This is a genomic window from Pantoea sp. GD03673 (assembly GCF_029844725.1).
In the GTDB taxonomy this organism is placed as follows: domain Bacteria; phylum Pseudomonadota; class Gammaproteobacteria; order Enterobacterales; family Enterobacteriaceae; genus Pantoea.
The window spans coordinates 182,613-201,974 of the sequence record NZ_JAOCKJ010000006.1 but is presented as its reverse complement, the minus strand read 5'-3'; the positions used below and the strand labels follow the sequence as shown (position 1 = coordinate 201,974).

Annotated in this window: 18 protein-coding genes; 13 read left to right on the top strand and 5 right to left on the bottom strand. The window is 57.7% G+C overall.

Features of this window, described 5'->3' with window-relative positions; translation table 11 throughout:
• The 6 genes from cydB (at window position 1) to N5J69_RS13380 (ending at window position 4,483) form a co-directional block, all read left to right on the top strand.
• Window positions 1-1,005 (top strand): cytochrome d ubiquinol oxidase subunit II, encoded by a 1,005-nt coding sequence (gene cydB / locus N5J69_RS13405; RefSeq protein WP_150019338.1) that lies wholly within the window; start codon window positions 1-3, stop codon window positions 1,003-1,005.
• Between the two features lies 1 nt (window position 1,006).
• Window positions 1,007-1,180: a DUF2474 domain-containing protein gene (locus tag N5J69_RS13400; RefSeq protein ID WP_279770939.1), complete on the top strand. Its 174-nt coding sequence runs from the start codon at window positions 1,007-1,009 to the stop codon at window positions 1,178-1,180.
• 249 nt (window positions 1,181-1,429) lie between these two features.
• Window positions 1,430-2,299, top strand: a complete 870-nt coding sequence (locus N5J69_RS13395) for a helix-turn-helix domain-containing protein (protein WP_279770938.1) — start codon at window positions 1,430-1,432, stop codon at window positions 2,297-2,299.
• Window positions 2,300-2,528: 229 nt separating this feature from the next.
• A complete protein-coding gene (locus N5J69_RS13390; RefSeq protein WP_279770936.1) occupies window positions 2,529-2,711 on the top strand; it encodes a hypothetical protein in 183 nt (60 codons plus the stop codon).
• Window positions 2,712-3,090: 379 nt separating this feature from the next.
• Entirely contained in the window at window positions 3,091-3,873 is a 783-nt protein-coding gene (locus N5J69_RS13385; RefSeq protein ID WP_279771222.1) for a siderophore-interacting protein, read from the top strand.
• Between the two features lie 70 nt (window positions 3,874-3,943).
• Window positions 3,944-4,483 carry a PadR family transcriptional regulator gene (locus N5J69_RS13380; protein ID WP_279770935.1) on the top strand — a complete coding sequence of 180 codons (540 nt, stop codon included), beginning with the start codon at window positions 3,944-3,946 and terminating at the stop codon, window positions 4,481-4,483.
• Here the strand turns inward: N5J69_RS13380 and N5J69_RS13375 are convergent, their stop codons facing one another.
• Window positions 4,484-4,780, bottom strand: a complete 297-nt coding sequence (locus tag N5J69_RS13375) for a SelT/SelW/SelH family protein (protein WP_279770934.1) — start codon at window positions 4,778-4,780, stop codon at window positions 4,484-4,486.
• 235 nt (window positions 4,781-5,015) lie between these two features.
• Between N5J69_RS13375 and N5J69_RS13370 the strand changes: the two genes are divergently transcribed.
• From N5J69_RS13370 to N5J69_RS13345, 6 genes are all read left to right on the top strand, one after another.
• Window positions 5,016-7,388 (top strand): TonB-dependent receptor, encoded by a 2,373-nt coding sequence (locus tag N5J69_RS13370; RefSeq protein ID WP_279770932.1) that lies wholly within the window; start codon window positions 5,016-5,018, stop codon window positions 7,386-7,388.
• Window positions 7,389-7,437: 49 nt separating this feature from the next.
• Entirely contained in the window at window positions 7,438-8,469 is a 1,032-nt protein-coding gene (locus tag N5J69_RS13365) for a ChuX/HutX family heme-like substrate-binding protein (protein ID WP_279770930.1), read from the top strand.
• The gene (locus tag N5J69_RS13360) at window positions 8,466-9,290 is read left to right on the top strand and encodes a hemin ABC transporter substrate-binding protein (RefSeq protein ID WP_279770928.1); all 825 of its coding nucleotides are present in this window, start codon (window positions 8,466-8,468) and stop codon (window positions 9,288-9,290) included. The genes N5J69_RS13365 and N5J69_RS13360 overlap by 4 nt, the downstream gene beginning before the upstream one ends.
• Window positions 9,283-10,281 (top strand): iron ABC transporter permease, encoded by a 999-nt coding sequence (locus N5J69_RS13355; protein WP_279770927.1) that lies wholly within the window; start codon window positions 9,283-9,285, stop codon window positions 10,279-10,281. Before N5J69_RS13360 ends, N5J69_RS13355 begins: the two co-directional genes overlap by 8 nt.
• On the top strand, window positions 10,281-11,057 hold the full coding sequence (locus tag N5J69_RS13350; protein WP_279770926.1) for a heme ABC transporter ATP-binding protein: 777 nt from the start codon (window positions 10,281-10,283) through the stop codon (window positions 11,055-11,057). The genes N5J69_RS13355 and N5J69_RS13350 overlap by 1 nt, the downstream gene beginning before the upstream one ends.
• 91 nt (window positions 11,058-11,148) lie before the next feature.
• Window positions 11,149-11,667, top strand: coding sequence for a CinA family protein (locus tag N5J69_RS13345; protein WP_279770925.1), 519 nt, complete (start codon window positions 11,149-11,151; stop codon window positions 11,665-11,667).
• 7 nt (window positions 11,668-11,674) lie between these two features.
• Here N5J69_RS13345 and N5J69_RS13340 read toward each other — a convergent pair whose 3' ends face one another.
• Complete coding sequence (locus N5J69_RS13340) at window positions 11,675-12,658, bottom strand: MDR family oxidoreductase (RefSeq protein WP_279770924.1); 984 nt, start codon at window positions 12,656-12,658, stop codon at window positions 11,675-11,677.
• Window positions 12,659-13,222: 564 nt separating this feature from the next.
• Here N5J69_RS13340 and N5J69_RS13335 point away from each other — a divergent pair.
• Window positions 13,223-15,376: an ornithine decarboxylase gene (locus N5J69_RS13335; RefSeq protein ID WP_279770923.1), complete on the top strand. Its 2,154-nt coding sequence runs from the start codon at window positions 13,223-13,225 to the stop codon at window positions 15,374-15,376.
• A 1,342-nt stretch (window positions 15,377-16,718) separates the two neighbouring features.
• Here N5J69_RS13335 and mltC read toward each other — a convergent pair.
• Genes mltC through mutY form a run of 3 tightly spaced genes read right to left on the bottom strand, consistent with a single transcriptional unit; the run spans window position 16,719 to window position 19,210 of the window.
• The gene (gene mltC / locus N5J69_RS13330) at window positions 16,719-17,798 is read right to left on the bottom strand and encodes a membrane-bound lytic murein transglycosylase MltC (RefSeq protein WP_033733719.1); all 1,080 of its coding nucleotides are present in this window, start codon (window positions 17,796-17,798) and stop codon (window positions 16,719-16,721) included.
• A gap of 54 nt (window positions 17,799-17,852) precedes the next feature.
• Complete coding sequence (locus N5J69_RS13325) at window positions 17,853-18,125, bottom strand: oxidative damage protection protein (protein ID WP_090965909.1); 273 nt, start codon at window positions 18,123-18,125, stop codon at window positions 17,853-17,855.
• Window positions 18,125-19,210: an A/G-specific adenine glycosylase gene (gene mutY / locus N5J69_RS13320; RefSeq protein ID WP_279770921.1), complete on the bottom strand. Its 1,086-nt coding sequence runs from the start codon at window positions 19,208-19,210 to the stop codon at window positions 18,125-18,127. Before mutY ends, N5J69_RS13325 begins: the two co-directional genes overlap by 1 nt.
• Window positions 19,211-19,362 lie beyond the last annotated feature (152 nt).

Here is a 19,362-nt window from a genome sequence, read left to right as displayed (position 1 = left end):
ATGATCGATTTTTCCGTTATCTGGTTTGTGATTATCGTTTTCGCAACCCTGATGTACATCGTGATGGATGGTTTCGACCTGGGCATTGGTCTGCTGTTCCCGTTCAATAAAGATGCTGGCGAGCGCGACATGATGGTGAATACCGTTGCGCCGGTCTGGGATGGCAATGAGACCTGGCTGGTACTGGGTGGCGCAGGCCTGTTCGGTGCGTTCCCGCTGGCTTATGCGGTGATCGCCGACGCCCTGTCGATTCCGCTGACTGCGATGCTGATTGGTCTGATTTTCCGTGGTGTCGCGTTTGAATTCCGCTTTAAAGCGGTGGAAGGCCATCGTGCATTCTGGGACAAGTCGTTTATTGCCGGTTCGATCATCGCCACCTTCAGTCAGGGTGTGGCCGTGGGTGCATTACTGGATGGCATTCCGGTTGAGGGACGCCGCTTTGCCGGTTCCGCAATGGACTGGCTGGCACCGTTCCCGCTGTTCTGCGGCGTCGGTCTGGTTGTGGCCTACGCGCTGCTGGGCTGCACCTGGCTTATCATGAAAACCGAGAATGAGCTGCACCGTAAAATGTCCGCGCTGGCTACGCCGCTGGTGATTGCGCTGTTAGTGATTATTGGCATCGTCAGCCTGTGGACGCCGTTTGCGCATGCCGACATCTCTCATCGCTGGTTCAGCACGCCAAATCTGTTCCTGTTCCTGCCGGTTCCGGTGCTGGTGCTGCTCTGTTCGTGGGGCATTGTGCGCGCGATCAAACGCGAGGCGCACTATTCACCGTTCCTGCTGACGCTGGCGCTCATCTTCCTGGGCTTCTCGGGACTGGGCATCAGTATCTGGCCAAACATTATTCCGCCATCCGTGACCATCTGGGCTGCTGCTGCTCCTCCGCAGAGTCAGGCCTTCATGCTGGTGGGTAGCCTGCTGATTATCCCGATGATTCTGGGCTACACCTTCTGGAGCTACTACGTGTTCCGTGGAAAAATCAAAGCAGACGCAGGATATCATTGATATGAAAAGCCTCAGCAGCATGAAAGACCACAATCACAAGGCTGAAACGAAAGCACCGTGGTGGAAGCGTGTGATGTGGCTGGTATTTATCTATGCCGCCAGCGTGCTGGCACTGGGTGTGGTTGCCTCGCTGTTCCGAATGATGATGACTGCGGCAGGGATGCGCAGCCATTAATCGTCGCAGGCATGCGTCAGGCGGATGCCGGCTGACCGCATTCCCTTCGCAGGCTTGACCGCTGCAGAATTTATTAACACTCACAAGGCTGACGCAGGTCAGCCTTTTTTAGTTAGTAACCTAAGCAATTAATGCGGAATCGCGCCAGACGGGTGCCTGCGCCTTACCCTTTCCTTACACTGATTCGTGATTTTTGTTATTCTTTTGTAACGAAAATTCCAGTCCTAAGCCGCGTCGTAAATCGCCATCATGCTCAGTCAGGCTATTAAAAAACAGCACATCAACGATCTGGTCGAGTGGATAGAAGCCAATCTCACCGACGACCTCAATATCGATCAAATCACCCTGAAATCAGGTTATTCCAAATGGCACATGCAGCGCATGTTCAAGGAGATGACCGGACAGACGCTGGCGGCCTATACCCGCAAACGGCGTCTGACGATGGCGGCTATGGCGCTGCGTCTGACGCGCATGACGCTGATCGATATCGCCGTCCGTTTTGGTTTTGATAACCAGCAAAATTTCACAAGGGTGTTCAAAGGGCACTTTTCACTGACCCCTGGCGCGTTTCGCCGTATTCCCCATTTGCCGGTCAAAAATTTTCATGGTCGCATTCTGGTGCGATCGCTGGCGGAGCGGGCAACGCTGGTGGAACGCGAGGAAGATCTGCACCTGTGCGGCGAGACGCTGGAGTGGGAGTGTAAGTTTGGTGATTACATTGCCGATCGCGATCACCGGGTGGCCGATCAGGCACGCAAACTGGTCGCGCTGGCAGGCAGCCATGTCACGCAGGGCTGGTTAGGTTTTCAGTACGGCCCCGGCCATAGCTCTGCTGATCAGCAGAATATCAGCCTGTTTCAGGCGCTGGAGCCACAACATGTCGGGTTGCTGGGTGACAACACCGCCAGCTGGCGCGAGGTCTGCGGCCTCTATGCGTCGATCCGCTGGAGCGGCAGGCCGGAGCAGCTGACCCGCTTTATCGAAGATATCTACTATCAGCATTTGCCTGCGCTGGGTGTGTCACGCCGTCCGGGTAAAGATCTGCTGCGTCTCGATTTTGCACACTGTAAACCTGACTGGCTCAGCGGTGTTTTTTCGGTTCCGGTCATGCAGGCGTAGCCAGCAGGGCAGGGGATGGCGGTCCTGTCCGGCTTTTGCATCTTTCGTGCGGTAAACCGTGACAAACCGCACGATTTTATAAAATAAGTCCCCGTTGTGGCGTAAAATCCTCTCCCGAAACCCTGTCATATCTGAATCATCGTGCTTCTCAGGCAGGGCTGGAACATTCATCTGCTTTTCAGGCCTTTTCTGGCCAAAACGACAATCGAAGACAACTATGCGACGCTTAATGATTTCACTGATTCTGGCATTGCCTGTCATGGCGATGGCGCAGCAGGCTGAGCCTTTCTCACCGCCAGCCGGACTGCATCCCCACTCCCAGGTTTCCGGGCATGAGATTGTGGGTGACGGTGAGCTGCCGGATCACACCCGCAGTAATGCCTCCTTTTCCGGATTCAACGACACGCTGTAAGTGTTGATGCGCTGCCAGCCCCGGCGGCGCAGGATAATGCCAGGCTCCTCAGGGGCCGGACAACGTCCCCTGAACGGCCTGCCCCCGAAACACCCTGCACCTGCTGCTTCCTCTCTGACGTCAATTGACCTGCACCTGACATCGCCTTCACCACTGCCAAATCGCGGATGCACGCGTTTCACGCCTGTATTCCCTCTCTTTCAGCACCGCCTAAAATATATCTTAAACCGCTGAATCGCATTTTTCGTTCTTGTGCCGAAGATATATCATAGCTAATCTTGCAGCTTCAGATGAGAATGATTGTTATTCCATTGGTGTTTAATCATGGTCGGTATGCCCCTGAACATCGGGCACAGACCCCTGTTTCAGGAGAGAGATGTTGACTACAACAGCCGATAAGCGTGTGCCGCAGCGCGTCCGTAATGAACTGCGTTTTCGCCATATTCAGGTCGCAAGTAAAACTAAGATTGCCGGGAAATTCTGGCGCATCCGGTTCAGCGGCAGCGATCTGGCGGGCTTTACGTCGCCGGGCTTCGATGACCATATCAAAGTGTTTTTCCCTTCAGCAGAGGGTACAGCCCTGGCTCTGCCACACATCACCGACGCGGGAATTGTCTGGCCCGAAGGTTTGCGTCCGCAGGCGCGGGATTACACGCCGCTGGCATTCGATGGTGAATCTTCACTGACTCTCGATTTCTATATTCATCAGCAGGGTGTGGCCAGTGACTGGGCAGCACAGGCGCAGGTTGGGGATCAATTGATTGTTGGCGGGCCACGCGGCTCGCTGGTGGTGCCGACCGATTACGCGTTCCAGCTTTATGTCTGTGACGAAACCGGGCTGCCCGCTTTTGCCCGCCGTCAGCGCGATGCCCGTGCCCAGGCGCTGCACCTCTTTGCCTTTACCGATGACGCGACGGGCCGCGACTATTTACCCGACACGACTGGCGTCACAACACACTGGTTGGGCAGCGGTCAGATGCAGCAGGCGCAGCTCAGCCACCTGATTAGCCAGCTGGATCAGATCGCAATTCCGACGGAGGATTACTTTATCTGGCTGACCGGTGAAGGTGAGTTCGTTAAAGCGCTGTCGGATTACTTCACGACCCAGCGTGGCCTCGACAGCGACTTCGTGCGGGCGGTGGCGTACTGGCATCAGAAGTAAGCCGTGCTGGCAATTGAGTTTTGTCAGGCGGCGGACTACCATCAGTCTCCTTTTTTCAGCAGGGCAGGTCATGAAACAGCATCCGACTTCTTCTTCCACTGACGAGCAGTCTGCACGCGCAGGTGGCGGCTGCGGACGACGTAAACGACGCGAGAAGATGCTGGAAGCGAGTGAGATTCGCCTGCTGATGCTCCATTTCCTGGCGCAGAATGCCGCGCACGGCTATGAGCTGATCAAGTCCGTTGAGGAGCTGTCAAAGGGGGAGTATTCCCCCAGTCCGGGGATCATCTATCCCAATCTGACATTGCTGGAAGAGACGGAGGCGATTCAGGTGGTGGATGCGCAGGCAGCGCGTAAAGCCTACCGTCTGACGGCGGCAGGCGAGGCACTGCTGGCTGATAACCGCGACACGGTAACCCGCCTGATTATGCGTCTCTCTACGCTGGCCATTCTGGTCAACAACCGCAGTATTCCTGCTGTTGAGCAGGCGATTCATGGGCTGAAGGTTGCCCTGAACCAGCGACTGGCGCAGGAAGATATTTCAGAGGCCGCGCTGCAGACGCTGATTAAGGCGCTGCACGACGCGGCTGAAAAAATCACCCACAGTTAATTAGCTGATTTCACTCTTATTCTTGTCGATGTGGCCCAGGGTACGATCCGGGAAGCAGATATCGCGCACGCGCTGTTTCAGGGTCGTCGCATCCGGGAAACCACCATCCCGCTTACGTTCCCACAGCAGATGACCATCCAGCGTAATCTCAAAAATACCGCCGGTGCCTGGCTTCAGGGTGACCTCTGCCAGATCCTCGCCGAAGGTATGCAACAGTTCCTGTGCCATCCATGCTGACCGCATCAGCCAGTTGCACTGCATACAGTAGTGAATAACAACCACAGGTTTTTGCGCCATAACTCTGTTCCTTTACGTGTTGATAAATGCTGATGCATTCGGGTTAACAATTTGTGCGCTGTGGTTTATATCTAAATGTAAATAATATTGATAATGATTATCAGTTGCATTAAATTCGCGGCGATAAAAATGACACGTATAATGTTCCCGCTTTTACGGCTTTTATGCAGAGCCGTTTTTACCGTGCAGCAAGCAAGTGAGCGAATACTAACAATTAATCAGGTAATTCGCGCCTATGTCACCACGTTTTCGGAGATTGACGCAACCGCGTCTGTCTGAGCTGGCGTTGCTCGCCACTTTTATCAATACCACCTGCACTTACGCTGCGGGCAGTGAAACTGCCACGCTCACCCTTTCCGAACGCTATGGCAGCAGTGCTGAACCGGTCATGACGGTGACGGCACCGGAAATCAAAAAAACGGCGGGCAGTAACACCACGCTCTCTGCCCGCGATCTGCAGCAACGCGGTGCCACAGACTTTGGGTCGATCATGCGCTATGAACCGCTGGTCAGCGCCACCGGTGCCAGTGGCGGTTCCTCCGCCGGTAAGAGCGGCTTTGATCGGGCCGGCTATACCGGTTACAACATTCGCGGTCTTGAGAGCAACCGCGTGGGACTGGATGTGGATGGCATTCCGTTGCCGCAGGCCACCGGCCGCAGCTATGTGGGACGCGCCGGGCTCGACAGCTTTGGCATTGGCCGCGATTACATCGATCCGTATATGTTTGGACGTGTCGGAATTGAAAAGGGGGCCACGGCAGTGGATCAGCCGAATACCTCGATTGGCGGCAACGTCTCGTTCCGTAACAAATCCCCGGACGACTATCTGCATCCCGGTAAACCAACGTATTTTGGTTATCAAAGCGACTACGACTCCGCCAGCCGCAGCTGGCACAACGGCATGACTGCGGCAGCAGGCGATGATACGCTGCGCGGAATTTTTGCTTACAGTCGTCGTGACGGGCAGCAGACCCGCAACAACAGTGACACAGTGGATGCTTATCCGGCCAACTGGCACTCCGACGCCTTTATGACCTCCGGCATCTGGCAGCCCAGTGATCTTCACAAGTTCAGCGCGACGTTCGATTACTATCACAAAACGCACCACAGCCATTACGACAGCTGGAGCACCTCAGGTAATACCGTCTGGGGAACCGCACAGCAGCAAAGCGATACCCGACGCTGGGGTATCAGCCTGGTGGATGAGTACACCCCTTACAATAATCTGATCGACAGTCTGACGACCCGCGTTTACTGGCAGCAAACCCAGGCGCATGACAACACCTTTATGCCGTCAGGCGCGACCGCCTGGCAAACCGTCTACTCCGACTACAACAGCGACAGTTACGGTTTTGATACCCGTGCGTTGAAAAGCGTCGGGCGACATGAACTGAGTGCCGGGCTGAATGCGCGTCTGATGGATACCGAGCGGCCTTTCCGCCAGTCACCGGCGGCGAACGTCACCAGCGTGATCATGCAGCCACAGGCGAACAGCCGCAGTTACACGGTGGGCGGTTATCTGCAGGATACCATCAGCTTTGATGCTGACGGACACCGTGCGGCTATCGTGCCGGGCGTGCGTGTGGCTTACCAGAACACCCGGCCGCGTGATGTGGCGACGCTGACGACAAACAGCAGCGTGCTCGACGCCAGCGAAGTCTCTGCGCTCTACGGTTCGCCAAACAGCGACACCCAGGTGCTGCCGTCGATCGCCTTCCAGTACGATCTGACCCCGGCATTCATGACGTATCTGCAATATACCCGTGGCGCGCAGTTCCCCAATGACTCCCAGCTCTATGGCTCATGGAATCTGGGCTCCAGCTATGCAGGGCCAGCGCAGTATGCGCTGATTGGCAATGCCGATCTGAAGACCGAAACCAGCAACAACTACGAGTGGGGCGTAAAAGGCCAGGTTGCAGAGGGCGTGACGCTTAATGCTGCCGCGTTTTATAACGACTATAAAAACTTCATCGCCTTTACCCGCTACAGCCGGGCGGCTAATCCGGGTAAGTTTGTCAATGTACCCGGCAACATCTACACCACCTATCAGGCGGAGAACCGCGATAAAGCGTATATCTACGGCGCTGAAATCAGCAGCAAAGTGAACGTCGGCAGCTGGTTCAGCGAGCTCGAAGGGCTGAGCGCGAATCTGGCGTTTGGCTACACCCAGGGCGCGGCGAAGTCAGACTATCAGGGTGACCGCTATGTCGATCTGGAGAGCGTCGCGCCGATGAAAGCGATTGTCGGGCTCGCCTGGGATGATGAAACGCGCGGTTATGGTGCTGCCGTCACCGCCACGTTTGTCAAAGGCAAAAAAGCCAGTGCTACGAATCGCAACAGCTTTGCCAACACCGGCAACAGCCTGACGGATTCCAGCACCGATTACATGCGGGTGCCGGGGTATGGCCTGGTGGATATGACGGCCTACTGGCGCGTCGCGCACAACGTCAGGCTGAGCGGCGGGCTTTACAACATAACCGATCGCAAATACCGGGATTACCTCAGCAGCCGTCAGCTGACCAGCGCCACCCAGCAGGATCGTAACGATCAGGCACTGGCCGTGATGCCGGGTCGTAATTTCCAGTTAGGTGTTAATGTCGATTTCTAATCCCCGCCGTCCTGCGCAGATGCAGGGCATGATCAGGAGAACCAGAACCATGAACCCGATTTATCAGCATTATCTCGCGCTTAAAGGTGAACATCCGAAGAAATATGCCCGCGACCTGGCCGCGCTGATCGGCATCAGCGAAGCGGAACTGTGTGAAGCGCGTATTGGCGTCGATGCTGTGGCGCTGAAACACGATTTTCCGGCGCTGCTGACGGCGCTGAGCGCGGTCGGCGAAACCAAAAGCATTACCCGTAACGCCTATGCGGTGCATGAGCATTTGGGCGAATACCAGAATGTGCAGATCGGCGCACAGGGTGGGCTTGTCCTTAATCCCCGTGCGCTCGACCTGCGTCTGTTTGTCGGACAGTGGTGCAGCGCCTTTGCCCTGCAGGAGTCAGGCGCGCAGGGCGAGCGCCACAGCATTCAGATCTTTGATCGCCACGGCGATGCGGTGCTGAAAATCTATGCGACGGCGCAGACCCGCATGGCGGCATGGCACGCGCTGATCGCCGACGTCACTGACGCCGCTGCGATGCCTCTGGTGGTTGAGCCGGTTGCCGCTGCTGTCCTGAGTGAAAAGACGGATGCCACCGCCATTGACCGTGAATGGCGTGCCATGACCAATGTTCATCAGTTTTTTGCGCTGCTGAAGCGCCATCAGGTATCCCGGCCGCAGGCATTTCGCGCCGTGGGCGAGGATCTCGCCTGGCAGGTCGGTAACGATGCGCTTGAGCGTCTATTACAGATGGCACAGCAGGCGGGCAATGAGATCATGATATTTGTCGGCAACCGTGGCTGTACCCAGATTTTCACCGGCAACGTCGAGACGCTGCTGCCAGTAAATAACTGGCTCAACATCTTTAATCCCCGCTTTACGCTGCACCTGATGGCGGACCAGATCAGCGAAAGCTGGGTCACACGCAAGCCCACCGGCGATGGGTTTGTGACCAGCCTGGAACTGTTCGCCGCCGACGGCACGCAGATCGCCCAGCTCTACGGGCAGCGCACGGAAGGCACACCAGAACAGACCTGCTGGCGTGAGCAGGTAAGTACACTCCGCACGCCAGGAGCGGCGGCATGAAAAAAACGGGTCTGTTATGCCTGCTGCTGCTGACGCTGCCCTCGCTGGCGGCGGAGCGGGTGGTGTCGATTGGGGGTGACGTCACCCAGATTATCTACGCGCTGGATGCGCAGTCACAGCTGGTGGCGCGGGACAGCACCAGCCTGCGTCCGGCGCAGGCTGCAAAACTGCCGGACGTGGGCTACATGCGTCAGCTCAATGCTGAAGGTATCCTGGCGCTGAAGCCGACGCTGGTACTCGCCAGCGAGCAGGCAAAGCCGTCGCGGGTGCTGGAACAGATTGCGCACGCGGGCGTCAGGGTGGTGATGGTCAGCGGCGACAGCAGCCTGCAGGCGATTCCGCAGAAAATTACCACGGTAGGTCAGGCGTTACAGCGTGAAAGTAAAGCTCAGGCACTGACGCAGCAAATAATGCAGCAGATTCCCTCGCTGCCGCAGCCACCGCTGCCGGTAAAAGTGCTCTACATCATGGCAAACAGCGGAATGAAAACGATGGCGGCGGGAAACCAGACCGCCGCCGACAGCGCAATCCGCAGCGCCGGGCTGGAGAATGCCATGGGGACGGTGCCGCACTACCAGGCGCTGTCGCAGGAGGGCGTGATCGCCGCCGCGCCGGATCTGGTGGTCATCGGCGAGGAGGGGCTGAAAACCCTGGGCGGTGAAGCGCAGTTGTGGCAGTTACCCGGCCTGGCGCTGACGCCTGCCGGACAGCAGCAGCATCTGCTGGTCATTAACACCCAGGCGCTGCTGGGATTTGGCCTTGATACGCCTCAGGCCATTGTGACATTGCGCCAGGCTGCGGAATCGCTGAACCATGATTAATGGCAAGGCGCTGCGGGGTCTGACGCTGATGTTGAGCATGCTGCTGGTGGCGATGGTGCTGGCGGCAAATCTGGGGGCGATGCCCCTGTCGGTCAGGACGCTATGGCAGGCACCGCGCAGCGATCTCATCTGGCAGATCTGGCTGAATATCCGCCTGCCTCGTGTGCTGCTGGCGGTGGTGATCGGCATGGCGCTGGCGGTCTCTGGCGCGGTGATGCAGGGCGTTTTCCGTAACCCGCTGGCCGATCCCGGTCTGCTGGGTATCAGCAGCGGAGCAGGGCTAGCGGTCGCGCTGGCCATTGTTATGCCGCTGGCGTTGCCGCCACAGCTGGCATTGTGGCTACCGATGATCGCCGCATTTATCGGCAGCCTGCTGGTAACGCTGCTGATTTTCAGTTTCAGTCGGCTGGCACAGGGTAATCTCTCCCGGCTGCTGCTGGTGGGCATTGCGATTAATGCGCTGTGCGGTGCGGCGGTAGGCGTGTTGTCGTGGCTGAGCGATGACCAGCAACTGCGTCAGCTCTCCCTCTGGGGCATGGGCAGCCTCAGCCAGGCGCAGTGGCCGGCGCTGTTAATCTGCCTGCTCTTGATCCTGCCTGCTTTACTGTTGCTACAGAGCCGTGCCCGCCCTCTCAACCTGCTGCAGGCGGGCGAAGAGGATGCGCACTATATGGGCATTGATGTGAAACGTATCCAGCATCAGTTGCTGATCCTCAGTGCGCTGCTGGTCGGCACTGCGGTCTCGATCAGTGGCGTAATTGGTTTCGTCGGATTAGTGGTGCCGCATGTGATGCGCTTTTGTCTTGGCGGCGACCATCGCTGGCTGCTGCCTGGCTCAGCGCTGGCGGGAGCCATTCTGCTGTTGCTCGCCGATACCCTGGCACGCACCCTGGTGGTTCCGGCAGAGATGCCGGTTGGGTTACTGACCAGCCTGATTGGCGGTCCCTGGTTTCTCTGGCTGATCCTGCGTCAGCAGCGAGGATTAGTGTGATGCAAATTTTACAGGCGACGGGACTCTGTCTGGCGCACGGCGGCAAAACCGTTATCGATAATCTTGACGTCACGCTGTCAGGTGGCGAGCTGGTGGCGCTGATTGGTCCTAACGGCGCAGGCAAGTCGACACTGTTGCGAATGCTGACCGGATTTTTAGCGCCCGATCGGGGCGAGTGCTCTCTGGACAATCGGTTGATCTCAGCCTGGCCGCGTGAGCAGCTGGCGCGACGCCGGGCCGTGATGCGCCAGCAGAACAACCTGACCTTTGCACAATCGGCGCAGTCAGTGGTGGCGATGGGCCGTGCGCCCTGGCCAGCGGCGCAGACGTCGCAGATTGTGGCAGACGTGATGCGGCTTACGGGCTGTGAACCGCTGGCGCAGCGCAATTACCGCCAGCTCTCCGGCGGTGAACAGCAGCGGGTGCAGCTGGCGCGGGTTCTGGCTCAGCTCTGGCAGGATGGCAGGCCACGCGGCTGGTTGTTTCTGGATGAGCCGACCTCGGCGCTGGATCTCTTCTGGCAGCAGCAAACTCTGCGTTTACTGCGGCAGCTGACGCGTGCGGGTGATCTCACCGTCTGCACCGTGTTGCATGACCTCAATCTGGCGTCATTGTGGGCCGATCGCATACTGCTGCTGCACGCAGGCAGACTGGTGGCTCAGGGATCACCGCAGACGGTGATGACTGAAAAGACGCTGACGCGCTGGTATCAGGCCGATCTGCAGGTCGTCACACAGGCCGGGAGCGGACAGCCGCATATTCAGCTGCGGGTTTAGACCGTTTCGCTTTAAAAACATTGGCTTGCAAGCTTTTTATCACTGATTTTGCGCTATACCTGGAGTTCAGGACAGTCTTTAGGAGACCATAATGGCAAAATCATTAAATCAAACAGCTGAACAACTGGGCAATATTTTACTCTCCTCCGGGCTTCATCTGACGACCGCCGAATCCTGTACCGCCGGGCTGATCAGCATGACGCTGGCTGCGGTGGAAAGCAGCGGCGATTTCTATACCAGTGGTTTCGTGACCTACAGCGAAAATGCCAAAATCCGTCTGCTCGGGGTTCACCCTGACACGCTGAAACAGCACACGGCGGTAAGCGAACAGACGGCGCGTGAGATGGTGCAGGGTGCCTGCGCCCGCTCAGGTGAACCGGTGGGATTATCGATTACCGGCTATGCCGGACCCGAGGGTGGCGAAGATGGTACGCCAGCGGGCACTATCTGGTTTGGCTGGGTATTGCCCGACGGCGGAGATGATGCGGAGTGCCATCAGTTCAGCGGCGATCCGAAATCGGTGATGGAGCAGGGCACGCAGTTCGCGCTGGAAGGGCTGATAAAACGGCTGGCGAGCCGATCGATAAAGGCGCGGGATACGCGCCTTTAAAAACGGGTTAACGGCAGTCGACAATCAGCCTGCCCTGAACGTTGCCATCCAGCAATGCCTGCGCACCCTCTCTGGCTTCACTCAGCGGGATCACCCGGCCCAGTTTGCTGAGCCGATCGCTATCCAGCAGCTCACCGAGTCGTTGCCACGCCTGCTGACGAAGCGGTTTCGGGCACATCACACTGTCGACGCCGGTCAGCGTGACGCCACGTAAAATAAAGGGTGCGACGCTGGCTGGCAGGTCGAGTCCCTGAGCCATGCCGCAGGCAGCAACCGCGCCGTGCCGCTGGATACCGGCCAGCACGTTAGCCAGCGTGTGGCTGCCGACGCTGTCTATCGCGGCGGCCCAGCGCTCTTTTGCCAGCGGTTTGCCGGGCTCGGAAAGTTCTTTGCGGTCAATGACCGACGTGGCACCCAGCGTATCAATAAGATAGGCATGGTCGCTGGCGCGACCGCTGGAGGCTATCACCTGATAACCCAGACGCGCCAGCAGGCTCACGCTATAGCTGCCGACGCCGCCACTGGCACCGGTCACCAGCACCGGCCCGTGTTCAGGTGTGATGCCCTGTTTTTCCAGCGCCATCACGCAGAGCATTGCGGTCAGACCCGCCGTGCCGATTGCCATCGTTTGCAGCGGGCTAAGAGAAGAAGGCACGCGCACCAGCCAGTCGCCGCTGACGCTGGCCTTCTGGGCCAGGCCGCCCCACTGTTTTTCACCTACGCCCCAGCCTGTCAGCAGGGCCACATCATCCTCTTTCCAGTCAGGATGGCGGCTGGCCGTCACCCGGCCCACAAAATCGATCCCCGGCACCATCGGGAACTGGCGCACAATCGGGCCTTTGTTGCAGATAGCCAGGGCATCTTTGTAGTTCAGAGATGAGTAGCTGACGTCGAGCGTGACATCGTAGTCGGGCAGTTGGGATTCGGGGAGATCTTTCAGCAGGGAACGGTAACCTTGTTCGTCATTTTCAATGATCAGTGCCTTGAACATGCAGCCTCCGGCAGAGTGGGAATGTGGAGATCAGTTTACGCCTGCGCGTGGTAATGCGGTAGGTCAGGGGCCACCTGTTAGGGTAAAGGCGGTGGCAGGGGGCGGAAAAGTCCGCTGAAAGTGACAATGACCACAATGCATAAATCTGCATATAATTCATATAATTAGTCGAATTATGAATTTTTTATGATAATTAGGCCATAAAAATCATGCTGTTATCTTTTTGCTGCATGACTGAATAATTGCCTGGGTCGGGTTGTTCATGCATAAAAAAGATGACATTATGACCGCCACTTTTTGACCCTGTTTCTTCACCACAGAGGACGTCGCCATGTCCGGTTCACCGCGCATCTGCCCGGATTACCGTTCGCTTTTTCCGGCGCTCACCGGGTTTTCCTCTTTTCCGAACGCTCCGTTATTCACCATGCGGTGAGGCCAGCCAGGCAGCGGCTGTGGATCCGCTCTCCACGCTGCACCATGCCTTCTGACGGTTCATTATTCGCCGGGGCACTGTCCCCATAATTGTGCCTCTGGCACGTCCTCCCTGACGTTAGGGATCCTGTTATGACACCATTGAAAATTGCTGCCAGCGCCGCGGTGGCACCTAATCTGACCCTGAACACCGCACGTGATGTGGTCACGCTTGATAACACCGATTTTACGGATGTGGCGGCGGTTGTCGTCTCACTGGCAGATACCCGCAGCGGCGTGCTGGCACTGCTGCGCCACACCGGTTTTAACCTGCCGGTGTTTGTTGCCAATGCATTTGAAGAAGAGGTGATGCACTTGCCCGGCGTCAGCGGTGAGCTGAACGGTGAACCGCAGGAGTGGATGGCGCTGGAAGCGGCTGCACAGGCGTATGAAGCGGCGCTGCTGCCGCCTTTCTTCGGGACGCTGACCCGTTATGTTGATATGCAGAACAGCACCTTTGCCTGCCCCGGACATCAGGGCGGGGCGTTCTTTAAAAAGCATCCGGCGGGGAAACAGTTCTATGACTTCTACGGCGAGAATGTTTTCCGCTCTGACATGTGCAATGCCGACGTCAAACTGGGCGATTTGCTGATCCACGAAGGCTCCGCCAAAGATGCGCAGAAGTATGCGGCAAAGGTGTTTAACGCCGACAAAACCTACTTTGTGCTCAACGGCACCTCAAGCGCCAATAAAGTGGTGACCAATGCGCTGCTGACCCGTGGCGATCTGGTGCTGTTTGACCGTAACAATCACAAGTCGAACCATCATGGCGCGCTGATTCAGGCGGGCGCGACGCCGGTGTATCTTGAAGCCGCACGTAACCCCTTCGGCTTTATTGGCGGCATTGACGCGCACTGCTTTGATGAGGCCTATCTGCGTGCGCAGATCGCGGCGGTGGCTCCGCAACGTGCGGAGGAGGCGCGGCCTTTCCGTCTGGCGATCATTCAGCTGGGCACCTACGACGGTACGGTCTATAACGCGCGTCAGGTGGTGGATCGCATCGGTCATCTGTGTGATTACATCCTGTTTGATTCCGCGTGGCTCGGCTATGAGCAGTTCATTCCACTAATGGAAGGCTGTTCGCCGCTGACCCTGACGCTGAATGAGAACGATCCCGGCATTTTTGTCACGCAGTCCGTGCATAAGCAGCTGGCAGGCTTTTCGCAGACCTCGCAGATTCACAAAAAAGATAACCACATTCGCGGTCAGCGGCGCTTCTGCCCGCACAAGCGACTGAACAATGCTTTTATGCTGCATGCGTCCACCAGTCCGTTTTATCCGCTGTTTGCCGCGCTGGATATCAACGCCAGAATGCATCAGGGCGAAGCGGGGCGTCGCATGTGGGATGAGTGCGTCACGCTGGGTATTGAGGCGCGCAAAGCGATTCTGGACCGCTGTGAAATGATCCTGCCGTTTGTGCCAGAAACGGTTGCGGGGCAGCGCTGGCAGGATGCGCCCACTGAGACGATCGCCCGCGATCTGCGCTACTTCAGCTTCGAACCGCAGGAAAAATGGCACGGTTTTTCAGGATACGCACGCGATCAGTATCGGGTCGATCCCTGCAAGCTGTTGCTGACCACGCCGGGGATCGATGCCGCCAGCGGGGAATATCGTGAATTCGGGATCCCGGCAACGATCCTGGCGAACTACCTGCGTGAGAACGGCATCGTCCCGGAGAAGTGCGATCTCAACTCGATCCTGTTCCTGCTGACCCCTGCCGAAAGCCCCGAGAAGATGGCAAATCTGGTGGCGATGCTGGCGCAGTTTGAGCAGCACGTTAAAGAGGATGCGCCGCTGGCCGAAGTGTTGCCGACGATTTACCGTAAAAATGCGGAGCGCTATGCCGGATATACCCTGCGTCGCCTCTGTCAGGAGATGCACGATCTTTACGTCAGCCACAACGTGAAGGATCTGCAGCGCCTGATGTTCCGCGCTGCGGAGTTCCCGCCGGTCAGCGTCAATCCACAGGATGCGCATCAGGCGTATATTCGCGGTGACGTGGAGCTGGTGCCTGTCGCCGAGGCCAAAGGCCGTGTTGCTGCAGAAGGTGCGCTGCCTTATCCACCGGGCGTGCTGTGCGTGGTGCCAGGGGAGATCTGGGGCGGCGCGGTGCAGCGTTATTTCCTGGCGCTGGAAGCGGGGCTGAATCTGCTGCCGGGCTTCTCGCCGGAGCTGCAGGGTGTTTACACCGAAGAGGATGAGCAGGGACGCAAATATCTGGTGGCGAATATGATGGTGGGGCGCTGATCTGAGCGGGGGCAGAGGCGGGTAGCGGCCCGCCAGCCTTTGGTTCGCCTGGCGGCGGGCTTGCTATGAGCGGGTTTCGCTTGCAGCGGGCTGGCACTGAGAGGGTTTCGCTTGCAGCGGGCTGGCACTGAGAGGGTTTCGCTTGCAGCGGGCTGGTACTGAGACGGTTTCGCTTGCAGCGGGCTGGTACTGAGACGGTTTCGCTTGCAGCGGGCTGGCACAGATAAGGTTTCACTTGCAGCGGGCTGGCATTGAGAAGGTTTCGCTTGCAGCGGGCTGGCGTTGAGAAGGTTTCGCTTGCAGCGGGCTGGCGTTGAGAAGGTTTCGCTTGCAGCGGGCTGGCACTGAGAAGGTTTCGTTTGCAGCGGGCTGGCATTGAGAAGGTTTTGCTTGCAGCGGGCTGGTACTGAGAGGGTTTCGCTTGCAGCGGGCTGGCACTGAGAAGGTTTCGCCCGCCAGGCGATGGGGAGTTTCAGGTTCTCCGTGCAGGCGGACGCGTCAAGGGGCGGACGCCCGCCCCTTAACAATCCCGGCGTCCGGCCTGCTTCACCGCCGCTTCGCGGTCCCTTCGCTTCTTCCGGATTTCTCACGGACCGGCGGGACGCACCATCCCTGGCGCGAACCCGCCTCTTCGCGACATCCCTGTCGCTCGTCCTGAAATCCCTCATCCGCTCAGCGGCTCTGACGGCCTCCCCAACCCCTCGCTGTTATTTCTTATTTTTATGTTGGGTAATTTATCGCTGCGAGTATCAGCGGTTAGCTTTATGACGCGCAGGCAGCGCTTTATGACAGAAAACGTAAAGAAAATGCAGGCGGGGGAAGTGGTAGAGGCGTCCGAAGCGCTGAGGCACAACCGGAGGCCAGGATGAGCCGACAGGACGTCGGCGAAAGGACGGTTAGCGCCAGGGATGGCGCGTCCGGCCGGTCCGTTGGCCGCAGGGCGTGACGAAGGTACCCCGCGAAGCGGGGCGCGCAGGCAGCCGGACGCCGGGATTGTTAAGGGGCGGGCGTCCGCCCCTTAATACGTCCGCCTGCTCAGGCAACCTGAAACTCCCTCACGCCTGGCGGGCGGAACCCGCTCAGCGTCAGCCCGCTGCAAAGCGAACGAAACCCGCTCAGCGTCAGCCGGCTGCAAGGCGAACGGAACCCGCTCAGCGTCAGCCTACTGCAAGGCGAACGAAACCCCTCAGCGTCAGCCCGCTGCAAGGCGAACGAAACCCGCTCAGCGTCAGCCCGCTGCAAGGCGAACGAAACCCGCTCAGCGTCAGCCCGCTGCAAAGCGAACGAAACCTTCTCATCGCCCGTTCGCGCAGCGAACAATCCCCCGCTTCAGCGGCCCCGATCAGAATCCCCGATAACTCTTCTGCGCGGTACTCACCTTATAAAGATAACGGCGCGACTCCGCAGACGGATGCTGGTTCGCCAGGGTCGAATAAACCTTGCCGGGGGACATGCCGTTAATCATCGAGAACGCCCGATCTTTATCGCTGGAGAAGACGCGCAACACGCTGCCTGCACCACCGTTATAGGCGGTGATAACTGCATAGCGGCGTGACAGCGGATCCTGAATGCCGCCCAGATAGCTGCGCTGCAACAGCGACAGATAGGCGGTGCCCGCATCGATGTTGTTCTCCGGGTCCAGCAGATAGCTGCGGCTCGGCTTGCCCCATTTACCTTTCATGCGGAACACGTCAACACCGGCGGTGTGCTGCACCACCTGCATCAGACCCAGTGCATCCGAGTGGCTCACGGCGTAGGGGTTGAAGCTCGATTCGGTCTGCATAATCGCCAGAATCAGTGAGGCATCGACACCATACTGCTCGGCGGCTTTTCGCACCATCGGCAGGTATTTGTGCGCACGTTTATCCAGATGGTTTGGCACCATCGGAATCGAAATGGAGTAAATCACATGCAGACCCGAGGTGCGGCGCATCAATTTATTCTGAATCAGATAGTCAGCAAAGGCTTCTGCGCGGCCCTGCCAGCGAATGGGCTGACCGGTGTTATCCAGCACCTGCCCATACAGCAGTGGCTCTTTACTGATCTCAATGTCGTTGGCATCGGAATAGAGATCGACATTACCCGGATCTTCACCAATCAACAGGGTGGTCACGATCGCCTGACGCAGGCTGGCCATCGGATCGGTGCCAGAGATCGTCTCAATGGTCAGCTTACCGCTTTCAAAGTTGATGTGACTGCGGGTGTAATAGTTGTCGCTGTATTTGACGTAATCTTTCGGTCCGGCGATCAGGACCTCATTGATCCCCCAGATATTCTCAATATTATGAGCAAACTGGCCCATCAGAATATCGAAGCCGTTGGTGTCTTTAACCCACTCCTCGTGGGATTGCTGATTCTTTGACCCGGAACAGGAAACCAGAAGTGGTGCTATCACCAGCAGGGCGATTAATTTTTTATTCATTGGGAGTGCAAGCCTGACCTGGATAACTGGCCTCAGCGATGAGGCCCGGAATGTTTACGCTTCTGGCGGTGTATAGCCTTCGATATGAACGTCTTTACCTTCGAACAGGAAATTGATCATCTCCTTCTCCAGCACTTTACGATCGTCGGGATTCATCATGTTGAGCTTCTTCTCGTTGATCAACATGGTCTGTTTGGCCATCCACTTCTGCCAGGCTTCTTTGGAAATGTCGTTGTAAATGCGCTTACCCAGGTCGCCCGGATAGAGCTGAAAATCCTGGCCTTCCGCGTCGCGCTGTAAAAAAGTACAAAAAATGGTGCGGCTCATTACTCTTCCTCATTAATCTCACAACTGTTCAAAGCCAGTTGTCGGGGATGGCGCAGCTCGTGTAACAGGCGCTCAACGGGTGCAGCTAATCCCACAGATGGTGGCAGCGCTAAGTTATACCAGAGACCGCCTGCTTCATCCATCGCCGCCCCGGCAGAAGGCCATGCAAGCCACATTGGCACAATATCGAGATGGAAATGGCTGAAGGTGTGACGAAACGCAGTAAGCTGCTGCGGTTTTGCATGGATGCCGCGCGCCGCCAGCCAGTCGGTCAGTGCCGCTTCGGTAGTGAACTGCGGGAAGCAGAACAGGCCGCCCCACAATCCCACGGGCGGACGCTGCTCCAGCCAGACATCATCGCCATCCTGCATCATCAGAAACCAGCCGCTACGCTCCGGCAGCACCTGCTTAGGCTTCTTGCCGGGATAGCTGGCCCAGCTGCTGCTGGCGTATGCCTCACAGCCGCTGTTCAGCGGGCAGATTTCGCACTTCGGTTTTGAGCGGGTGCAGACAATCGCGCCCAGATCCATCATCGCCTGATTAAACTGGCTGACGCCCTCGGCGGGCGTGACCTCTTCGCTGATCTGCCAGAGTCGCTTTTCGACTTCTTTTTTACCCGGCCAGCCGCTGACGGCATAGCAGCGGGCCAGCACGCGCTTGACGTTGCCATCCAGAATCGGGAAATGCTGACCCAGTGACAGCGACAGAATCGCGCCCGCCGTTGAGCGGCCTACGCCGGGCAGGGCGGAGACATCATCAAAATTACGCGGGAATTCGCCCTGATGAACCTCGACAATCTGCTTTGCCGCTTTATGCAGATTACGCGCACGGGCGTAGTAGCCAAGGCCGGTCCAGAGATGCAGCACCTCATCCAGCGGTGCCGCAGCCAGATCGGTGACCGTGGGGAAGCGCGCCATAAAGCGTTCAAAATAGGGGATAACCGTGGCAACCTGGGTTTGCTGTAGCATCACTTCGGAGAGCCACACCTTATAAGGCGTTTTCTCCAGCTGCCACGGCAGGGTTTTGCGACCAAAGCGCTGATACCAGTCCAGCACCTGTTGCGCGAACTGCGGCGCTTGCATCATAAGAAGGAAATTTTCCGTGTTTACTCTACACTCAGGCAGGAATTCCAGCACATGCGCACCTGGGTGTAAACCGGAAGATTGCAAAGGCTTGCTTCTGCTTATGAACTTTGCATAATGCCCGTTTCCCGGAACAGGCTAACCAGCAGGCTTTT